Source organism: Enterobacter asburiae (assembly GCA_011754535.1).
Classification (GTDB): domain Bacteria; phylum Pseudomonadota; class Gammaproteobacteria; order Enterobacterales; family Enterobacteriaceae; genus Enterobacter; species Enterobacter cloacae_N.
Window position 1 is genome coordinate 1,481,799 of sequence record JAAQVN010000001.1, and the last position, 18,195, is coordinate 1,499,993.

The 18,195-nt window shown below is 50.0% G+C and carries 18 protein-coding genes and 4 pseudogenes; 15 read left to right on the forward strand and 7 right to left on the reverse strand.

What is annotated here, in order from left to right; genetic code table 11:
• Positions 1 to 33: 33 nt before the first annotated feature.
• Positions 34 to 822, reverse strand: coding sequence for a molybdenum-dependent transcriptional regulator (modE, locus tag HBM95_06905; GenBank protein ID NIH42660.1), 789 nt, complete (start codon positions 820 to 822; stop codon positions 34 to 36).
• A 127-nt stretch (positions 823 to 949) separates the two neighbouring features.
• Here modE and HBM95_06910 point away from each other — a divergent pair, with 127 nt between their 5' ends.
• The 4 genes from HBM95_06910 (at position 950) to modC (ending at position 3,800) form a co-directional block, all read left to right on the forward strand.
• The gene (locus HBM95_06910) at positions 950 to 1,099 is read left to right on the forward strand and encodes a multidrug efflux pump-associated protein, AcrZ family (protein NIH42661.1); all 150 of its coding nucleotides are present in this window, start codon (positions 950 to 952) and stop codon (positions 1,097 to 1,099) included.
• 177 nt (positions 1,100 to 1,276) lie between these two features.
• Positions 1,277 to 2,050 carry a molybdate ABC transporter substrate-binding protein gene (gene modA / locus HBM95_06915; GenBank protein ID NIH42662.1) on the forward strand — a complete coding sequence of 258 codons (774 nt, stop codon included), beginning with the start codon at positions 1,277 to 1,279 and terminating at the stop codon, positions 2,048 to 2,050.
• Entirely contained in the window at positions 2,050 to 2,739 is a 690-nt protein-coding gene (gene modB, locus HBM95_06920) for a molybdate ABC transporter permease subunit (GenBank protein ID NIH42663.1), read from the forward strand. Before modA ends, modB begins: the two co-directional genes overlap by 1 nt.
• Before the next feature lie 2 nt (positions 2,740 to 2,741).
• Positions 2,742 to 3,800 carry a molybdenum ABC transporter ATP-binding protein ModC gene (gene modC / locus HBM95_06925; GenBank protein NIH42664.1) on the forward strand — a complete coding sequence of 353 codons (1,059 nt, stop codon included), beginning with the start codon at positions 2,742 to 2,744 and terminating at the stop codon, positions 3,798 to 3,800.
• Here the strand turns inward: modC and HBM95_06930 are convergent.
• Positions 3,801 to 4,283: pseudogene (locus HBM95_06930) on the reverse strand (pyridoxal phosphatase). It lies immediately after the preceding gene.
• A 117-nt stretch (positions 4,284 to 4,400) separates the two neighbouring features.
• On the opposite strand from HBM95_06930, the gene HBM95_06935 reads away from it, so the two are divergent.
• The 6 genes and pseudogenes from HBM95_06935 (at position 4,401) to HBM95_06960 (ending at position 8,707) form a co-directional block, all read left to right on the forward strand.
• Positions 4,401 to 4,673 (forward strand): hypothetical protein, encoded by a 273-nt coding sequence (locus HBM95_06935; protein NIH42665.1) that lies wholly within the window; start codon positions 4,401 to 4,403, stop codon positions 4,671 to 4,673.
• A 183-nt stretch (positions 4,674 to 4,856) separates the two neighbouring features.
• Entirely contained in the window at positions 4,857 to 5,567 is a 711-nt protein-coding gene (locus HBM95_06940; GenBank protein NIH42666.1) for a hypothetical protein, read from the forward strand.
• A 10-nt stretch (positions 5,568 to 5,577) separates the two neighbouring features.
• Positions 5,578 to 6,981 (forward strand): PAAR domain-containing protein, encoded by a 1,404-nt coding sequence (locus HBM95_06945; protein ID NIH42667.1) that lies wholly within the window; start codon positions 5,578 to 5,580, stop codon positions 6,979 to 6,981.
• Positions 6,978 to 7,157, forward strand: a pseudogene (locus tag HBM95_06950) (hypothetical protein). The gene HBM95_06945 and the pseudogene HBM95_06950 overlap by 4 nt, the downstream one beginning before the upstream one ends.
• A gap of 27 nt (positions 7,158 to 7,184) precedes the next feature.
• Positions 7,185 to 7,370 (forward strand): hypothetical protein, encoded by a 186-nt coding sequence (locus HBM95_06955; GenBank protein ID NIH42668.1) that lies wholly within the window; start codon positions 7,185 to 7,187, stop codon positions 7,368 to 7,370.
• Positions 7,371 to 7,595: 225 nt separating this feature from the next.
• Positions 7,596 to 8,707, forward strand: a pseudogene (locus HBM95_06960) (IS3 family transposase).
• 297 nt (positions 8,708 to 9,004) lie between these two features.
• On the opposite strand, the gene HBM95_06965 reads toward HBM95_06960, so the two are convergent.
• The 4 genes and pseudogenes from HBM95_06965 to HBM95_06980 all read right to left on the reverse strand — a co-directional run bounded on the left by HBM95_06965 (position 9,005) and on the right by HBM95_06980 (position 12,017).
• Positions 9,005 to 10,297, reverse strand: coding sequence for a hypothetical protein (locus HBM95_06965; protein ID NIH42669.1), 1,293 nt, complete (start codon positions 10,295 to 10,297; stop codon positions 9,005 to 9,007).
• A gap of 84 nt (positions 10,298 to 10,381) precedes the next feature.
• Positions 10,382 to 10,591, reverse strand: a complete 210-nt coding sequence (locus tag HBM95_06970) for a hypothetical protein (protein ID NIH42670.1) — start codon at positions 10,589 to 10,591, stop codon at positions 10,382 to 10,384.
• An 84-nt stretch (positions 10,592 to 10,675) separates the two neighbouring features.
• On the reverse strand, positions 10,676 to 11,506 hold the full coding sequence (locus tag HBM95_06975) for a pyridoxal phosphatase (protein ID NIH42671.1): 831 nt from the start codon (positions 11,504 to 11,506) through the stop codon (positions 10,676 to 10,678).
• A 298-nt stretch (positions 11,507 to 11,804) separates the two neighbouring features.
• Positions 11,805 to 12,017 (reverse strand): annotated as a pseudogene (locus tag HBM95_06980) (HAD-IIB family hydrolase).
• Between the two features lie 140 nt (positions 12,018 to 12,157).
• Between HBM95_06980 and pgl the strand changes: the two are divergent.
• Positions 12,158 to 13,153, forward strand: a complete 996-nt coding sequence (pgl, locus tag HBM95_06985; protein ID NIH42672.1) for a 6-phosphogluconolactonase — start codon at positions 12,158 to 12,160, stop codon at positions 13,151 to 13,153.
• A 442-nt stretch (positions 13,154 to 13,595) separates the two neighbouring features.
• Positions 13,596 to 13,685 (forward strand): type I toxin-antitoxin system toxin TisB, encoded by a 90-nt coding sequence (gene tisB / locus HBM95_06990; protein ID NIH42673.1) that lies wholly within the window; start codon positions 13,596 to 13,598, stop codon positions 13,683 to 13,685.
• A 52-nt stretch (positions 13,686 to 13,737) separates the two neighbouring features.
• Here tisB and HBM95_06995 read toward each other — a convergent pair whose 3' ends face one another.
• Positions 13,738 to 15,021: a putative acyl-CoA thioester hydrolase gene (locus HBM95_06995; protein ID NIH42674.1), complete on the reverse strand. Its 1,284-nt coding sequence runs from the start codon at positions 15,019 to 15,021 to the stop codon at positions 13,738 to 13,740.
• A gap of 224 nt (positions 15,022 to 15,245) precedes the next feature.
• Between HBM95_06995 and HBM95_07000 the strand changes: the two genes are divergently transcribed.
• Genes HBM95_07000 through HBM95_07010 form a run of 3 tightly spaced genes read left to right on the forward strand, consistent with a single transcriptional unit; the run spans position 15,246 to position 18,155 of the window.
• On the forward strand, positions 15,246 to 16,466 hold the full coding sequence (locus HBM95_07000) for an imidazolonepropionase (GenBank protein ID NIH42675.1): 1,221 nt from the start codon (positions 15,246 to 15,248) through the stop codon (positions 16,464 to 16,466).
• On the forward strand, positions 16,463 to 17,401 hold the full coding sequence (locus HBM95_07005; GenBank protein NIH42676.1) for a formimidoylglutamase: 939 nt from the start codon (positions 16,463 to 16,465) through the stop codon (positions 17,399 to 17,401). Before HBM95_07000 ends, HBM95_07005 begins: the two co-directional genes overlap by 4 nt.
• A 19-nt stretch (positions 17,402 to 17,420) precedes the next feature.
• A complete protein-coding gene (locus tag HBM95_07010; GenBank protein ID NIH42677.1) occupies positions 17,421 to 18,155 on the forward strand; it encodes a histidine utilization repressor in 735 nt (244 codons plus the stop codon).
• The last annotated feature ends 40 nt before the right edge of the window (positions 18,156 to 18,195 follow it).

Genomic DNA, 18,195 nt, shown 5'->3' on the forward strand with positions numbered 1-18,195 from the left:
GGATACGCACTGTCGGCACGATTGTCAATGCACTCAGCACAATGTGGCGATAATCACCCGGTCTGCGTTGAAATATGCGGTGACGATAGCACCTTCTTCTAAACCGTCCGCCTCGCTGAGCGGGACCGTCGCGCAAAGGGTTTGTCCGTCTGCCAGGGGCATCAGCACCTCGCACTGCTCTTTGCCGCTTTCGATATGGCTGATGGCGCCGCGCAGCTGGTTATCTGCGGCCTTTGCCTTGTCCGGGTCACGCGTGATGTTGACCCAGGGCGCTTTCAGCAACACCAGCACCTCTTTACCTTCGTCCAGATTGAGGCGCTCTGCGCTCTGCGCCGTTATCGCCGCTTTCAGACGGGTGACGCCATCGGCAAGCAGGATCTCAATATGCTGCTGTACCTGGAGATTATCGCGCGCCGTCACCGTACCAAACCACTGGTTGCGGGCGCTGGTCTGTAACGAGAAGCGGGAAATGGCGGCCAGCAAGCTGTCCAGCGGAACGTTATCGTCGTCACTCAATACATCGAACGCTTTTTGCTGGATTTGTCCCATGAGATCGTAGAGCTGAATCAGACGCTGGCCGTAACGTGTGACGACAGCCCCGCCACCGCCTTTGCCCCCTGTGGCTCTGTCCACCAGCGGTTGTTCGCTCAGGGTGTTCATTTCATTGATGGCATCCCAGGCGCTTTTATAGCTAATCCCGGCATTCCTGGCTCCCTGGCTAATTGAGCCGGTCTGTTCTATCTGTTTAAGCAGGGCAATACGCCGGGGGTCGGCGAAAAGCTTTTGCTGAAGTCGGAGAGTAAGAAGAATTTCGGCCTGCATAACAGTGTCCTGGCAAAAAGAATATTGTGACCCAAATGGTGCAGGGCGCAAAGGGCACCGCACAAAAGGGGATGTTTTTCTTACTTTTCAGGGTAGAATAGCCCATTCACAAAATCTGGAGAAAACCATGTTAGAGTTGTTGAAAAGTCTGGTATTCGCCGTGATCATGGTACCAGTAGTGATGGCCATCATCCTCGGTGCCATCTACGGCCTGGGTGAAGTGTTCAACGTCTTTTCGAATATCGGTCACAGAGACCGTGCGAAAAAGCAGCATTAATTTCCCACAAAACGCCCGGCTTGCCCGGGCGTTTTGCTCTCAAGATTTTTTCATTTTCGCCGATATTATTAAAATATCCGTCCGCCTTACCCCTTGAGCGGTACGATTTACCGCTGGGATCTCCCTGAAGATATCGCTATATTAATTTGTATATAACGCTACTCACAGGAGTTACAGATGGCACGTTCATGGGTACGCCTTTTCGCAGGGGCAACGCTGACGCTTTCACTTACCGGACACGCGCTGGCGGACGAGGGTAAAATCACGGTCTTTGCGGCGGCGTCACTGACCAACGCGCTGCAGGATATCGCGGCGGCGTATAAAAAAGAGAAAAACGTCGAGGTGGTCTCCTCTTTTGCCTCTTCTTCGACGCTGGCGCGCCAGATAGAAGCGGGCGCACCGGCGGATCTGTTCATCTCGGCTGACCAGAAGTGGATGGATTACGCGGCGGAGAAGAGAGCGATTGATGCAACAACCCGCGAAACGCTGCTGGGGAATAGCCTGGTTGTCGTGGCACCAAAAGCCAGCGCGCAGGCGGACATCACCATCAATAAAGAGACCAACTGGATAAATCTGCTGAACGGTGGGCGTCTGGCAGTGGGCGATCCGGAGCACGTTCCGGCCGGGATCTATGCCAAAGAAGCGCTGCAAACGCTGGGGGCATGGGAGACATTGTCGCCGAAGCTGGCCCCGGCGGAAGACGTGCGCGGCGCGCTGGCGCTGGTGGAACGCAACGAAGCTCCGCTGGGCATTGTGTATGGCTCCGATGCCGTTGCCAGCAAAGGCGTGAAAGTGGTGGCAACATTCCCGGAAGATTCCCACAAGAAAGTGGAATATCCTGTCGCGATTGTTGATGGACATAAAAATGCGACCGTAACGGCCTTCCGCGATTATCTGAAGGGGCCGGAGGCGTCCGCAATCTTTAAACGTTATGGATTTACGACTCACTGATGATACTGACCGATCCTGAATGGCAGGCTGTTTTGCTGAGCCTTAAAGTCTCTTCCCTGGCGGTTGCGCTGAGTTTGCCCTTTGGGATCTTCTTTGCCTGGTTACTGGTTCGCTGTCGGTTTCCCGGCAAAGCGCTGCTCGACAGCGTGCTTCATCTCCCCCTGGTTTTACCGCCCGTGGTGGTCGGTTACCTGCTGCTGATTTCGATGGGGCGACGCGGTTTTATCGGCGAAAGGCTCTACGACTGGTTCGGACTCACATTCGCTTTTAGCTGGCGCGGTGCGGTGCTGGCGGCGGCGGTGATGTCATTCCCGCTGATGGTGAGGGCAATCCGCCTCGCGCTGGAAGGCGTGGACATGAAGCTCGAACAGGCGGCCCGCACGCTGGGCGCCGGACGCTGGCGCGTCTTTTTCACTATCACGCTCCCGCTTACGCTGCCGGGCATTATTGTCGGGACGGTGCTGGCCTTCGCCCGATCGCTGGGCGAGTTCGGCGCGACCATCACTTTTGTGTCGAACATTCCCGGTGAGACGCGAACCATTCCGTCGGCCATGTACACCCTGATTCAGACGCCGGGGGGAGAGAGTGCCGCAGCGCGGCTGTGCATCATCTCAATCGTACTAGCCCTGGTTTCGCTGCTGGTTTCTGAATGGCTGGCGCGGCTGAGCCGCGAGCGGATGGGGAAATAACGATGCTGGAACTGAATTTCACCCAGACGCTGGGAAACCATACCCTGACGCTTAACGAGACGCTGCCTGCAAGCGGCATCACTGCCGTCTTCGGCGTGTCGGGAGCGGGAAAAACGTCTCTGATTAACGCCATCAGCGGCCTGACGCGCCCGCAGTCAGGACGTATTATCCTGAATAACCGCGTCCTGAATGACGTGGAGAACAAAGTTTACCTCTCACCGGACAAGCGCCGCATCGGCTACGTTTTCCAGGACGCGCGCTTGTTCCCGCACTACAGCGTGCGCGGCAACCTGCGCTACGGCATGGCGAAAAGCATGGCCGGGCAGTTTGACAAGCTGGTCACGCTTTTAGGCATTGAGCCTCTGCTCGACAGGCTGCCGTCCTCACTCTCCGGCGGAGAAAAACAGCGGGTGGCCATTGGCCGCGCGTTGCTGACCGCCCCCGAACTGCTGCTGCTCGACGAGCCGCTGGCCTCGCTCGATATACCGCGCAAGCGCGAACTTCTGCCTTATCTGCAGCGACTGACGCGTGAAATTAATATTCCGATGCTCTACGTCAGCCATTCGCTGGATGAGATCCTTCATCTGGCCGACAAAGTGCTCGTGCTGGAAGAGGGCAGCGTGAAGGCCTTCGGCAACCTGGAAGAGGTGTGGGGCAGCAGCGTAATGCACCCCTGGTTACCGAGAGAGCAGCAGAGCAGCATCCTGAAGGTCAGCGTTCTGGAACACCATCCGCACTACGCGATGACCGCGCTGGCGCTGGGTGACCAGCATCTGTGGGTCAATAAGATCGATAAACCGTTACAGTCCGCGCTGCGAATTCGCATCCAGGCGTCGGACGTCTCGCTGGTGCTGCAGCCGCCGCTGCAAACCAGTATTCGCAATATTCTGCGCGCCAAAGTGGCGGAGTGTTTTGATGATAACGGGCAGGTGGAGGTGAAGCTTGAAGTCGGCAGCAGGACGCTCTGGGCGCGCATCAGCCCGTGGGCCAGGGATGAGTTAGCAATCAAGCCCGGCCTGTGGCTTTACGCGCAAATTAAGAGCGTCTCAATCACCGCCTGATTACAGCAGGTGGGTATAAATGTACTGCGCGATGCTGTCGGTGGTGTTGTCGCCAATCACCACGTTGGCGCGCGCTTTCACCGCGTCGTCGGCATTGCCCATCGCCACGCCCGTACCGGCGGCTTCCAGCATGCTGATGTCGTTGTAGTTATCGCCGAAGGCGATCACGTCCTGCATCGACCCGCCTTTTGATTCCACATACTGCGTCAGGCGCTTGCCTTTGCTGTTACCCTTGCGGGCAATATCCACCTGGTCATGCCAGGACCATTCGCACTCCAGCCCCAGCGTTTCCTCGACGTGCTTCGCGAAGGTATTCAGTTTGGTGGTGTCTTCATCCGTCAGGGCGAATTTCCAGATAGCCTCAACACCCCGGGCCGCCTGGCGCAGGGAGGAAACCTGGGTAAAGACCGGGCGCTGCGCTTCAGGCAGGGACAATGCCCAGTTGCTGGTGCGCACCACGTGGCCGGTTGGGCGCTCGTACATATTTTTTATCAGTACTGAATGAGAGCACTATAAAAGTTATTGATGCTGAATTTAACCATAATGCAACGCTTACACAAATTTGTTCTAAACAATGATTTTTTTCAAGGAAAAGAATAGATGAAAAGAACATTGTCAGTACTATTGTCGATAATTCCATTAACCACAATAGCGGCTACTATTCCCGATGGGAAACCAGAAAAGCCCTTTGTTATTGGTAATGAAGTTATTTGTCTGAAAGAAATCCAGAAGGATACTATAGGGCTACGGTTACAAATCAACTGTGTGGATTCGGGATTAGACGTGCGTGTAGCTGATCTTGATAACAACTGGTTACAGGAACGCGGCGGCATGTGCCAGCCAGCGTACATGGTACTTGATCGTTCTCAATAACTACCAGCACAGGCATAAGGTCGCGAAAGCGGCCTTTTTTAATGGCAATTAAATGATATCTCAGTACTTCCTGTTTTATGTATTTGTGGCAAAAACGTGAGGTCAATAGCTCAACCTCTGTACAAAACCGTAATGTTAATGTGAGAATTAGAGTCAAAAAAAACAACACGAGTACAGGACGTTATGACCAAAAAGATTTATTTTTATGCACCTGGTACAAACGATTACATCAGCCCAACTTTACTTTTCTCAGTTGCCCGGATGACGGTAAATGATGGCGGGGTTCAGTGGTTAGAGACTCAGTGGGTTGGCGGTGGCAATGTTCAGGGGATGGCTCTTTACACTTCGATTCTTGATGCGGCAATTGCTGCTGAAGTACTGAATCAGGCAGAAACCCCGTCGGAATGGAAGATTTACCCATTCTCTGATCTGAACATTACAGAGATGATGATCAACACGAAAGCCCATAAATCACATTACGGCATGATGCTTGTGTTTGGGTTCTCAATCGACGATTTCAGAAACCTTATACTTCAATCTGATCTATACCGAACTCTGCAATTCCCTGAATCATTCCCTATCGGTGACGGCTTAGATCCCATCACAAACAAGGTAATCCTGAAATTCGATGAATCCCTGTTTGAGGGGATGAATGGTTACTGGCATGAAGAGTTTCTCAGCTACTGTGAATCAATGGAGATCCTGAACTCTCAACCTCTCGACTTCATAAAAGAACATGCCCGGAATGCTGTATCAACGGCACTTGTCACCGCAACACCGATGATCAGCCCGGCAACGCAATACTGTGTATCCACCTATTCCATCAAAAAGCAAATGTGGATCGTATCTTCTCTGGCAGTGAATGGTTCCAAACCTGCTAACAAACTTCATTAAGGATGATTCTATGGCTACTGGTCATTTTTTGAGGATTGGCGACAAAACAACGTGCGGCGGTAGTATTCTTTCAGGGTCCCCAAATCACAGCTTTGGAGGGATTGCGACCGCGAGAAATGGCGATTCAGTCTCTTGTGGTAAAGATGGCAAGGTATACCATATCGCAGGTGGTATACCCACTTACTCGATTCATGGAGTTGCCGCAGCAGGTACCTTGCATAGCCGCAGTACATGCCCCTGTAACGCAAGTTTCATTTCGTCATTCCCAAATGCTTCCTATTGGGTTGAGGAGAAGAAAGCGGTTAAGGCTGTCCCTGTAGTTACTGCCGCCCCTTTAGCTGCTCCACCACCAACAAAAGCGGAAGAACCCGTACAGCACGCCCAGACAGCTAAAAAACCACATAAGGAAGAAACTAAACGTGAACCAGTAGATGCTGGCTTCTGTGTACTTCCTTTCGGTGCTGAAACTGGTGCTTATGAGCGATACTTATTCGAAGGTAGTTCACCAGCAGGTACAAAAGAGCTTTACCGTTCACTGAATGGGGAAGGTAAGGAATATAAAGCGGGTTCTATTATGCTTCTTGTTGATCCTGAAAAGCAGGATGATGAACAGATAGCACATATGCAGTCTGCAAAACAACGTATTGATACAGCATTAGAACCGCTTACACATCAAGAAGCTAACTTCTTACACAATCACTATGGCACAATAGCTAACTTTAGCAACATCGCTGATAAAGGCATTGGCCTTGCTGCTGATCCTGTCGGAAAGTACTTCGAGAATATAGAGAAGATCCTGAAAGAAATTCAGGAAACGTACAAAAATACTTACATGACAAGAGGGGCCTTGATTGGTGAACAGTTCTATGTGAGACGTACACAATTGTTTAAAGAGCTTGAAAGAGAACTAAAAGTAGGTTTCCTAAACAAGGCTATGAAATTTGGCGAGTACACAAAAATAAAAAATGCTCTTGGCTTGTCAACAAGTTCAATTACTCATAAATGGAATGAGACAGGAATAAGTGATATTGATGGCTATGCTACGCATATAAAACGAGCGGCAAAATATGTAGCAGCTATGAGATATGTTGGCTATGTAGGGATCGGCTTTAGTGCCCTTCATTCTATTAATGAAATTAATGAGGCTTGTTCTGTTGGTCGCGAAGATGAATGTACCAAAAAGAAATACACTGAAATAGGTAGTTTTGCAGGTAGCACTGGTGGCGGTATTCTTGCAGGTGGTATGGCTGTTCCACTTTGTATAGCCATTGGCGTTGGTACGGCTGGGACAGGTGGATTAGTTTGTGCTGTTATCGCTGGAGGGACTTTAGGTTATGTTGGTGGGGAAGCTGGCGGCTGGGGGGGCGAAAAGGTAGGAAACACCCTTTATAATGTTATAGAAGGTTCAAAATGAATTCATTGGATCTAATCATAATATGTTTAGCTGCAATATTTGTAACTTCACTGGCGTTTTATCTTATCTATGGGAAATTTACGGAATGTAAATTCGATCTTATCGCGGCTAAGTTTAAACAAAAATTTGGATATACACCATTTTCCATGACTGTTGGTAAAGGTGGAGGCTTTTTCTTTTGGGGATATAAAGAATCCTATCTTATTAGTGCTCTTATATTTCCTAAGTTTCCAGCGACAAAAAAGACACTGACGGAAGAAGAAGTTTCATTCTTTAAAAGTCTAAAAGCCAGTGAAATATCTTGGTTCTATATCAAATATATTGCATTGGTTATCGGATTGTTAAGTTTCATTTGTTTGTTGATTGTACTTAAAGTAAAGCCTGATTAATGTACTGCCAGATAGAACTTAGTCCTTTGTGGCATAACTGATAACTAGCTGATTTGTCATGTAAAATATACATTCTTTAGTTTTCTGAGAAAAGCCGCGAAAGCGGCTTTACTTGTATGTGAATACGAAACCCGCTTAGGTACTGGTGTAAGTATCCCGCATAATCGTGCCATTCATATTTAGAGATCATCCGGCATAATCACTCTGCCAACGAAGGAGATCGCTATGCGTAAAGCCCGTTTTACTGAGCATCAGATCATCGCTGCGATTAAGTCGGTTGAAGCCGGACGAACCGTTAAAGATGTCTGCCGGGAGGCCGGTATCTCTGAAGCCACCTACTACAACTGGAAGTCCAGATACGGTGGCATGGAAGCTTCTGATATTAAAAAAATCAAGGATCTTGAGGACGAGAACCGCCGTCTAAAACAGATGTTTGCCGACCTTAGCCTGGAGAACCGGGCGCTGAAAGACGTTATCGAAAAAAAGCTTTAAAACCAGCCTTTAAGCGTGAGCTGGTCACTCATCTGATAACGACGTTCGGACTCAGTATTCGTCAGACCTGCCGGAGTCTTCATCTGAGCAGAGCGGTTTACCATTACCGCCCGGATACCACACGTGATGAGCCCGTTATTGCCGCATTGCAGGCGGTGGCTGAACGATACCCGCGATATGGTTTTCCGAAGCTTTACCAGGTTTTGCGACGGCAGGGATATCCGTGAAATCACAAAAGGCTCCACCGTATTTACTGTCTGCTGAAGCTGAATTTTCGCCGTAAGGGCAAACAACGGCTGCCGGTACGCAATCCCTCACCACTGGCCACGCCGGAAGCGCTGAACCAGAGCTGGTCTGTCGATTTTATGCATGATGCGCTGGCCTGTGGCCGTCGTTTTCGCACATTCAATGTCGTTGATGACTTTAACCGTGAGGCGTTGTCGATTGAAATCGATCTGAATCTGCCAGCTTTGCGGGTGGTTCGAGTGCTCGACAGGATCGCGGCAAACCGTGGCTATCCGGTCATGCTGCGCATGGATAATGGTCCGGAATTTATCTCTCTGGCGCTGGCTGAATGGGCTGAGAGGCACGCAGTAAAACTGGAGTTTATCCAGCCGGGTAAGCCGACGCAGAATGCTTTCATCGAGCGTTTTAACAGGACATATCGTACAGAAATACTCGATTTTTATCTGTTCAGAACGCTGAATGAAGTGCGGGAAATCACGGAGAAATGGTTATCAGAATATAACTGTGAACGCCCGCATGAATCACTGAACAATATGACACCGGAGGAATATCGACAGCACTATTATTTGGCCGGGATCTCAAAAAATGCCTGGAACTAAAACGGGTCTATTTACAATATAGCGGAAGGGGGTAGGGAAAGGATTCTGACAGTTTAGTACTGTCAGAATCCTTTCGATATCTATCAGAAGATTGAGCAAAAACCGGATCACACTCGATGAAAGTAGTAAATGTTTCACATGTTGACAAAGTTTAGACTGAGTATTCACATTTATCATTTTATGTAATTACGTTATTGTGCTAGGGTGCTGGCTTAAGGTGGTACAGTACTTCCCATCGTTCAACTTGGTGAAATATGGAAAGTACTTTTAGTATTAATTGGTAGTAGCTGATATTTCCTATTGTTGAACGTTAAAAATCAGGTCTATAGCGTGAGATATAGTTAATGGTTGTTGACCAAAACCGCTACGAAATATTGTTTGATCATCTTCTCTTAACGCCTTTGCGTAACCTTCGCGAGTAAGATACTCAGTATTCAGTGCTAACAAGATATGATAGTTGTCTTCTTCCGGTAGTTCAGTAACACCTAGTGCCTCCATGACATGATTTTTGGTTATTGTCCTCTCTTTGATTTTTACGAGTAAACTTTCATCTTTAAGTTTTAGGAATACAGCAATAGCAACTCCAATTTGATACTCCCATTTTAATCCATTATCAAAGCTTGTATTACAAAGAAGTAATAGGCTATAGCATCTTTCGGCATCTCTTAGACTAAAGTTATTGATTCTTAGCAGATAAGATAACACATCCAGTGAAGGTTTAAGATCAATGTTTCTGCTTAATATTTTTTTATTAATATAATTGACGTATTTTGAAAGTGTGTATGATTTCATCCCAGCATTATCATCTTTTGGTAGTGAAACCCATAAATGAATAAATTTATTTAGATACATGCTGGCATCTATGGAACCATATGTTTTTTGTATTACCTTGATAAATTGTTCTTTATCGGTAGAGAGGATGAAGTAAATGTTTTTTGTATTAAAAACATGTTTTATCCTCTCAAGTAACTCAAGAGAGTAATTAGGTCTTGCACGATCTAGTTCATCTATAATAAATATTAACTTTTTTTCAGCGGCAATATCAGAAAGTGTGCTGCGGAAGTGTTCAAGTGTGTTATTCTCTTTATCAAGTTGCGTTATTTTTTCTTCTATATATTTTTCTAACGGGTCATTGATTGCAGAGCTAATATCATCTCCAATATTTTCGAATTCGGAACCTTTCACAGTTCCTAATGTTAGTGCACTGATACCTATTTTAAGAGATGTTTTTAATAATACCGATGCCACTTTTTTGGTGGCGGAGAGATATTTTTCTTTTAAGTTTTCATTGTCTATTTTAGCATATATATGCGATGCTATAGCTATGAAAGGGTCCGATTGAAAATCATTTTGAAATGCATCAAAGTAAACAACATTGAATTTTCCATCTTTGATGATTTCTGCTTCCCACATTTTCAGGAAGGTCGTTTTCCCATTTCCCCATTTTTCATTTAAGGCTATAACAAGGTTTTCATCATCGCTATTTGCAATGATATTTTCAAGTTGAGTGCTGAATTTTTTTCTGTTAAATATATCATTCTCGGTGGTAAATCCTTCGCTACAGTTTATTTCAGGTACAGTAAGTCGCATATAATTCTCCATAATAAATACCCTTCCAGAAAGGTATTAGTAGATTACTATGAACAAAACCTGTTGATATTACTTTTTTTATTATTACCAATCCCATTTAACTGTAGTATCTAGCCCACGCAAATTGGTATGTTCAGTTCGAGTAGCCTTGAGTACTGTTTCACCGGTTTCAATTGAAATGATATCGTATTCTTCGATTTCAGTTTGGCCCATTGTTCCTTTAGTACGGAAATTAGTTCTTATGTATTTGAATTTATCATGAGGATAGTTTTTTTCAAACTGTGTTTCTGTCATTTGACTATTCCCTAAAGTGGGTTCGCAACATTAATATATAAACAACTTCCGAGAGCCTGTACAGAACTGTACAGGCTTTTCTACTTATGCAGGTACTTGTTCAAAGTACTGATTAAGTACCTCAGCAATGCTAGATTCAGTATTAGTACCAATCACAACATTTGCACATGCTTTAACCTCGTCAGAGGCATTACCCATTGCTACACCTAATCCCGCACTTTGTAGCATACTCACATCATTAAAGTTATCGCCAAAAGCGATCACATCCTTCATTGATAAACACTGTGACTCAACCCACTGCGTAAGGCGTTTACCTTTACTATTGCCTGTTTGGGCGATATCAACTTGATCATGCCATGACCATTCACAGGTAAGGCCGATCTCCCTCTCAACCACTTGAGTAAATTTTTTCAACTTATCGATATCACTATCAGTTAGGGCGAACTTCCAGATCTTATCTACGTCACGAGCAGCAGCCCCTAAAGAATCAACGAGTTTGAACACCGGGCGTTGATGTTCAGGTAACGTTCTAGCCCATGTTTCAGTACGTGTAATATGTCCAGTTACTTCACTGTAAAACATTGCATCGTCTGCGTACATTAAGCCATGAACATTATGAGTATCTAGCAGTTTTACAAGTTGCGTAGCCTGATCTGGAAGTAGAGGATCAGAGGTAAGTACTCGTTTTCCTATGTAATCGTAAAGCAATGCCCCGTTACAGCATATAGCGGGTGTATCTAGCTCTAACGCCTGATAGAAAGGATGGATTGCTACATGATGTCGTCCGGTCACGATTACTACCTTTGCACCAGATTTACGGGCATTCTGAAGGGCCAGTATGGATTCAGGGAGTATTTTTTTTTGTGGGGTAAGTAGCGTGCCGTCGAGATCAAGGGCAATAACTTTAAAGGTCATTTCATGTACACATATGAAGTTGATAGATAAAACGATAGTACACCTTATGGGCGATAGGTCAAAAAAGCAGAATGGCAGGTAAAGACTGTGTAAAGTAGTGGGCCAGTCTGCGATTCTAGACGCTCTAAAAGCATCATATGGCGATTTTACATAACAGATTGTAGAAGAGGACTTGATCCGCAACGCCCTAGAGCGGCTTCTATGAGGTTGTGCAAGGTGAATTTGATGAAAGGATTTGTTTAGTTAAATCAATTGGCTGTGTGTTTTGGGTGTTTTTTTGTACAATGCTGCCACTATTCAAATAAGTACCATTACAACAAATTGCAGGTGTATCTAATGCCAGTGCCTGATAAAAAGGATGAATGGCAACGTGATGTCGACCCGTTACGATAAGGAGTTGATATCCTACTTCCTGCGCGCGTTTAAGCGCTTCAAGGGAGGAGGGGAGCAGGGTTTTCTGAGGGGTAAGTAATGTTCCGTCTAAATCCAGTGCAATCACACGCGAGGTCATTTGTTCTTCCGGGTTAATGTTGAATTTTAGGTCTCAGGGGATGTTACGCCGAGAGTAAATCGCTGCAAAATTCCTGGCTAAAATTCAGCATTCACCGTTAAAAATAATCACTTTCACGTGCAGTGAGGAAAGGAGTATTCATGAAACAAACCGTTTATACCGCCAGTCCTGAAAGTCAGCAGATCCACGTCTGGCGCTTGAATGCAGAAGGTTCGCTCACGCTGGTTCAGGTTGTTGATGTGCCGGGCCAGGTGCAACCGATGGTCATCAGCCCGGATAAACGTTTCTTGTACGTGGGTGTGCGCCCGGAGTTTCGCGTGCTGGCCTACCGTATCTCTCCTGACGACGGCGCGCTGACCTACACCGCTGAAGCGCCCTTGCCGGGCAGCCCAACCCACATCTCGACCGATCGTAAAGGCAACTTCGTTTTCAGCGGCTCCTATAATGCGGGCTGCGTCAGCGTGACGCGACTTGAAGATGGTATTCCGACGGATACCGTGGATGTGGTTGAAGGGCTGGAAGGCTGTCACTCGGCGAATATCTCTCCGGACAACCGCACGCTGTGGGTGCCTGCGCTGAAGCAGGATCGTATCTGCCTGTTCACCCTGAGCGACGATGGTCACCTGGTGGCGCAGAATCCGGCTGAGGTCACCACCGTTGAGGGCGCAGGTCCTCGCCATATGGTCTTCCACCCGAACCAGCAATATGCCTACGTCGTCAATGAACTGAACAGCTCTGTGGACGTATGGGAACTGAAAGATCCAAACGGTCAGATTGAGTGCGTGCAGACGCTGGATATGATGCCGTCTGACTTCTCCGATACCCGCTGGGCGGCGGATATTCACATCACGCCGGATGGCCGCCACCTTTACGCCTGCGACCGTACCTCCAGCCTGATTACCGTGTTTAGCGTCTCTGAAGACGGCAGCGTGCTGGCGATTGAAGGTTTCCAGCCAACGGAAACCCAGCCGCGCGGCTTTAATATCGATCACAGCGGTAAATACCTGATTGCGGCGGGGCAGAAATCCCACCACATCGCGCTGTATGAAATCAAAGGCGAGCAGGGGCTGCTGGAAGAGAAAGGACGGTACGCCGTCGGCCAGGGGCCAATGTGGGTAGTGGTAAACGCTCACTAAACCGCTAAAAACAAAAAACCTCGCGAATGCGAGGTTTTTTATGCCCGGTGGTTGCCGGGTGAGCACATCAAAACGTAACCAACACGTCCATCATAATATTGGCTTAAGGTGATGTAAATTCATCATCAACGAAAAAAAGAGATTATGAGACGATGGTGGATATTAATATTCAGTATAAACAGTTACTTATTTGTTTTCTCTTTATAAATTCCTAAACTCCATTTAACTGTTTTTATGTACAGTAATGGTCTGATATCATTCTGTTCGTTGGTTTGATGTGTTGCAGTTCCGCAATTCAGGATCCGTTTCAAGTCCTGGCTGTCGGGTGGTGCCGACAGTGCCTAAACTGCGGAGCACGTCAAAACATAACCAACACACCTCTGGTGACAGGCAGCGGAAAGGTAAATCAGAGGAGAAGTGCTCTATACCAAAGGAGTGGCGTATGAGCGGTGTGGAATGGGCAATTCTGTTCCTGCAACTTATGGTTGCGATTATGCAACTATTGGATGCGTATCTTAAGTTTGGTGCCTGACGTATCCAGTCGCAGTAAAAAGGGGGATTAACATCCCCCTTTTACTCTTATCTTACTGCTTCGGCTCAGCGACCACGTTACTGCCCAGACCGCGGTTGTTGTATTCCCACATGCGGTTGAAGTTCGCGTCGTTCAGGTTGCGCTGCACGTTCCCTTTATCATCCATCGTACCGGTATTGTCGGAGAACGGACGTTTGGAGACAGCGGCATCAGCCCACGGCTTCGCCACGTTAAAGCCTTCGTTGATCACGCTGTCGCGGATAACGACCTGGCCGTTAGTGGCAGAGTCCACGTCCAGAGAGCGGCCCAGCTGCGCCACGCCGTCACCGGCCGCGTTGAAGCGGCTGTTCACGGCCAGGAAGCCGTAGAACAGGTTAGACTGAGTTGCTGGCGCAAACACGTAGCCTTCCTGCTGGGTACGGGAATTCACCACGCGGAAATCGGTGTTATCAAACACTACCGCGCCGCGACCGGACACCAGATCCACGTCACCTTCAACGTAGCTGTTGGTCACCAGCGTACGGGTCAGGCGGTTATTCTGCAGGGTGTTCTGCACGCCGCTGTTGGTCACGAAGAAGGTGTTCTGACGACCCAGAATGTTGACGTTGTTAATCTGCACCTTATCGCCATCGCTACGCAGCGCAACGGCCTGGTGGTTACCGGCATCTACGCTGTCGCCCAGGGTATTCTGGATGGTCAGGTTCTGCAGCTGCAGGCCGTTATTTTGAGACCAGAATACCGCCGAGCACATCACGCCAACGGTGGCGGAACGCTTGCTCTGGCAGTTATCAAACATATACCACGCCGGTTTGCCCGGCATATATTTGCCGGCCGGGTTCACCAGGTGACGCCAGGTGTTGTTGTCAATTTCGGAATCAATCGCCAGGCCAATTTTTACGTCGAGCGCTTTTTCGCCCAGACCGTAAATCGTAATGCTGCCCGGGGCCGCCGGAACATACACGGTGCCTTCATATTCACCCGGCAGGATCGCGATGTACTGGCGAGACGCGCTGTGTTTAGTAATGGCCGCGTCAACCGCAGCCTGAATGGAGGTGTGCGTAACGCCCTGCGCACCCGCCGGGCCAACCACGAAGTCAGGCTGTTTTGGCAGGTTAATTGAAGACGGTGTCCACGGCGCGGCGTTAGGATCCATTGCCGAGAAGTAGTGGGCACGGTCGAAGTTCTTCGCTTCATCTGCGGACAAAATCGGGCGGGAAGCGGTACCGGGCGCTACCTGCTCAGAAGGTCGCTGATCCGGTGGTGTTGAACTGCATGCGGATAATGTCACGCCAAAGGCGAGCGCTAACGCCAGACGGGAAATCCTGGAAATGTTCAAGGTGAAGCTCCTGGGTATGCAAGTCTTTACGGGATAGACGAAATAGCCTGCTTTTTTATACTAAGTTGAGCGAAACGGGAAGATAAAAAGGGTAAAAGTTGCATTTTTTGCCATGAGGTGACGGGAAAGTCATCACAAATAAATAACATTTTCCCTCAAGGCGGTTGACAGCAGACGATGGATGCAAATAAATATCTATACAACCCATGACAAGTGGAATGCCCATGCAGCTTCATCCTGACGATGTAATATGGCGAAATGCGCGACTGGCAACAATGGTTCCCGACACATCCGCGCCCTATGGCCTGAAAGAGCAGCACGCCCTGGTCGTGCGCGGTCAAACTATCCTTGCCGTGATCCCTGAATCTGACATTCCTGCCGGACACCGTCACGTCGTCGATCTTGAGGGACGTCTGGTCACGCCAGGCCTGATTGACTGCCATACCCACCTGGTGTTCGGCGGTGACCGCGCGGCGGAGTGGGAGCAGCGTCTGAACGGCGTCTCTTATCAAACCATCAGCGCCCAAGGGGGCGGGATTAACGCCACCGTGACGGCAACGCGCGGCAGTTCACCGGAAACCCTGCTGACACTGGCGCAGCAACGGCTCCAGCGTCTGATGAATGAAGGTGTGACGACCGTTGAAATCAAATCGGGATACGGACTCAACGCCGAGGCCGAAGAGAAGATGCTGCAGGTTGCCCGCCAGCTGAGCCTCAATAATCCGATCGATATCAGCGCAACGCTGCTGGCCGCACACGCCGTACCAGCGGAATACCGGCAGGATCCGGATGCGTACCTCACGCTGGTCTGTGAGCAGATCCTGCCCACGCTGTGGCAAAAAGAGTTATATGAAGCAGTAGACGTGTTTTGTGAAAACGTCGGCTTTACCCCGTCGCAAACCGAGCGCCTCTTCCAGGCCGCGACCGCGCTCGGAATCCCGGTGAAGGGACATGTTGAACAGCTGTCGAATCAGGGCGGCGCGGCGCTGGTGAGCCAATATAACGGGCTGTCGGCCGATCATATCGAATATCTCGATGACGCAGGCGTTCAGGCGATGGCGGAAAGCGGCACGGTTGCGGTATTGCTTCCCGGCGCGTTCTATTTTCTTCAGGAGCGCCAGCGTCCGCCGGTTGAACGGCTCAGAAAACAGGGGGTCCCGATGGCCGTCGCCACCGACTATAACCCCGGCACCAGCCCGTTTGCCAGCCTGCACCTGGCGATGAATATGGCCTGCGTCCAGTTTGGCCTCACACCGGAAGAGGCCTGGGCTGGCGTCACGCGGCATGCGGCGCAGGCGCTGGGGCGCGGTGCTACCCACGGGCAGTTGCGGGCGGGGTTTGTCGCTGATTTTATCGTCTGGGATGCTCGCTACCCGGTGGAGATGGTCTACGAGCCGGGGCGTAACCCGCTTTATCAACGCGTTTTCCGTGGGGAGGCAGTATGAAGTTATGGCGGCCCGTAGCCGAAACCGTCTGGCAGGGGCGCGACGACAGCGCCGAGGCCAGCAATGCAACGCGCATTTTCCAGACGATACACCATCAGGCGCAGTTTACGCCGCTTTCATCCGGCATTGCGCTGATAGGCTTTGAATGTGATGCAGGGGTTAAACGCAATCAGGGCAGGCCTGGCGCCGTACAGGCTCCTGATATCCTGCGCAAAGCGCTGGCAAATATGGCAAGCCATCAGGGGCACGAACGGCTGGCGGATATGGGCTCGGTGTACGTTGAGGGCGATGAGCTGGAAGCGGCACAGCAGGCGTTAAGCGATGCCGTCACGGCCTGCCAGCAGTCCGGGATGCGCACGCTGGTGTTTGGCGGCGGGCACGAAACCGCCTGGGCGCATGGTCGGGGGATTCTGGATGCGTTCCCTGGAGAGCGTGTGACGGTGATAAATCTGGATGCGCATCTTGACCTGCGCAAGGCCGACCGGGCGACGTCCGGTACGCCGTTTCGTCAGTTGGCTAACTACTGCGATGAACGCGGGAGCGAGTTTCGCTACGCCTGCTTTGGCGTCAGCCGCGCGGCGAACACCCAGGCACTGTGGGATGAGGCCGAACGCCTGAACGTCACGCTGGTAGAGGATCTCCATTTCAGGCGCGAGGCCCTACCGGCGCTGGAAAAGGTGCTGGCGCAGGCCGATCGCGTCTACCTGACGATCGATCTGGACGTTCTGCCCGCAAGCGAAATGCCTGCCGTTTCCGCCCCGGCCGCGTTAGGAGTCCCGGCGCTGGATCTGCTGCCGGTTATCGAACAAATCTGCCGCAGCGGTAAGCTGCAGGCCGCCGATCTGGTAGAGTTTAACCCGCAGTACGATCGGGACGGACAGGGCGCAAAGCTCGCCGCCCGTCTGGCCTGGCAAATTGCTCACTGGTGGGCATAACACTATTTAAGGAGTCATGATGTTTTCACGCTCGCCCCTGCCGCAGCCGAGCCCTCCCGCGCCTTTCTATGAAAAGGTGAAGCAGGCGATCAGCGAAAAAATCGCAACCGGCGTCTGGCGCCCGCACGACCGCATTCCGTCGGAGGCCGAGCTGGTGGCCCAGTTCGGTTTTAGCCGGATGACCATCAACCGGGCGCTGAGAGAGCTGACCGACGAAGGGCTTCTGGTGCGCCTGCAGGGGGTTGGCACCTTCGTGGCGGAACCCAAAGGGCAATCTGCCCTGTTTGAAATCCGCAGCATCGCGGACGAAATTGCCGCGCGTAATCATCATCACCGGTGCGAAGTGCTGGTGCTGGAAGAGACCCAGGCCAGCGTCGAGCAGGCCGCAGAGCTGAACGTCAAAGAGGGCAGCCGCATCTTCCACTCCGTGATGGTGCATTTTGAAAACGACATTCCGGTGCAGATTGAAGATCGCTGCGTCAACGCAGAGCGGATACCGGACTATCTCAACCAGGATTACACCCAAACTACGCCACATGCCTATCTCTCGCTCGTCGCTCCGCTGACGGAAGGGGAGCACATTGTGGAGGCCGTGCGCGCCACGCCGCAGGAGTGCGAACGGCTACGCATTAAAGAGTACGATCCGTGCCTGCTGATCCGCCGTCGTACCTGGTCGTCATCGCACATCGTGTCGCATGCCCGGCTGCTCTTCCCGGGTAACCGTTACCGGCTACAGGGCCACTTTATGTCATAAGTTTTATAAGCGTGATCGCTAACGCAATATAACAAAATTG

Bases quoted from the DNA above. Each gene is read 5' to 3' on its own strand.
- modE (NIH42660.1), bottom strand. From the start codon at position 822: ATGCAGGCCGAAATTCTTCTTACTCTCCGACTTCAGCAAAAGCTTTTC.
- HBM95_06910 (NIH42661.1), top strand. From the start codon at position 950: ATGTTAGAGTTGTTGAAAAGTCTGGTATTCGCCGTGATCATGGTACCA.
- modA (NIH42662.1), top strand. From the start codon at position 1,277: ATGGCACGTTCATGGGTACGCCTTTTCGCAGGGGCAACGCTGACGCTT.
- modB (NIH42663.1), top strand. From the start codon at position 2,050: ATGATACTGACCGATCCTGAATGGCAGGCTGTTTTGCTGAGCCTTAAA.
- modC (NIH42664.1), top strand. From the start codon at position 2,742: ATGCTGGAACTGAATTTCACCCAGACGCTGGGAAACCATACCCTGACG.
- HBM95_06935 (NIH42665.1), top strand. From the start codon at position 4,401: ATGAAAAGAACATTGTCAGTACTATTGTCGATAATTCCATTAACCACA.
- HBM95_06940 (NIH42666.1), top strand. From the start codon at position 4,857: ATGACCAAAAAGATTTATTTTTATGCACCTGGTACAAACGATTACATC.
- HBM95_06945 (NIH42667.1), top strand. From the start codon at position 5,578: ATGGCTACTGGTCATTTTTTGAGGATTGGCGACAAAACAACGTGCGGC.
- HBM95_06965 (NIH42669.1), bottom strand. From the start codon at position 10,297: ATGCGACTTACTGTACCTGAAATAAACTGTAGCGAAGGATTTACCACC.
- HBM95_06970 (NIH42670.1), bottom strand. From the start codon at position 10,591: ATGACAGAAACACAGTTTGAAAAAAACTATCCTCATGATAAATTCAAA.
- HBM95_06975 (NIH42671.1), bottom strand. From the start codon at position 11,506: ATGACCTTTAAAGTTATTGCCCTTGATCTCGACGGCACGCTACTTACC.
- pgl (NIH42672.1), top strand. From the start codon at position 12,158: ATGAAACAAACCGTTTATACCGCCAGTCCTGAAAGTCAGCAGATCCAC.
- tisB (NIH42673.1), top strand. From the start codon at position 13,596: ATGAGCGGTGTGGAATGGGCAATTCTGTTCCTGCAACTTATGGTTGCG.
- HBM95_07000 (NIH42675.1), top strand. From the start codon at position 15,246: ATGCAGCTTCATCCTGACGATGTAATATGGCGAAATGCGCGACTGGCA.
- HBM95_07005 (NIH42676.1), top strand. From the start codon at position 16,463: ATGAAGTTATGGCGGCCCGTAGCCGAAACCGTCTGGCAGGGGCGCGAC.
- HBM95_07010 (NIH42677.1), top strand. From the start codon at position 17,421: ATGTTTTCACGCTCGCCCCTGCCGCAGCCGAGCCCTCCCGCGCCTTTC.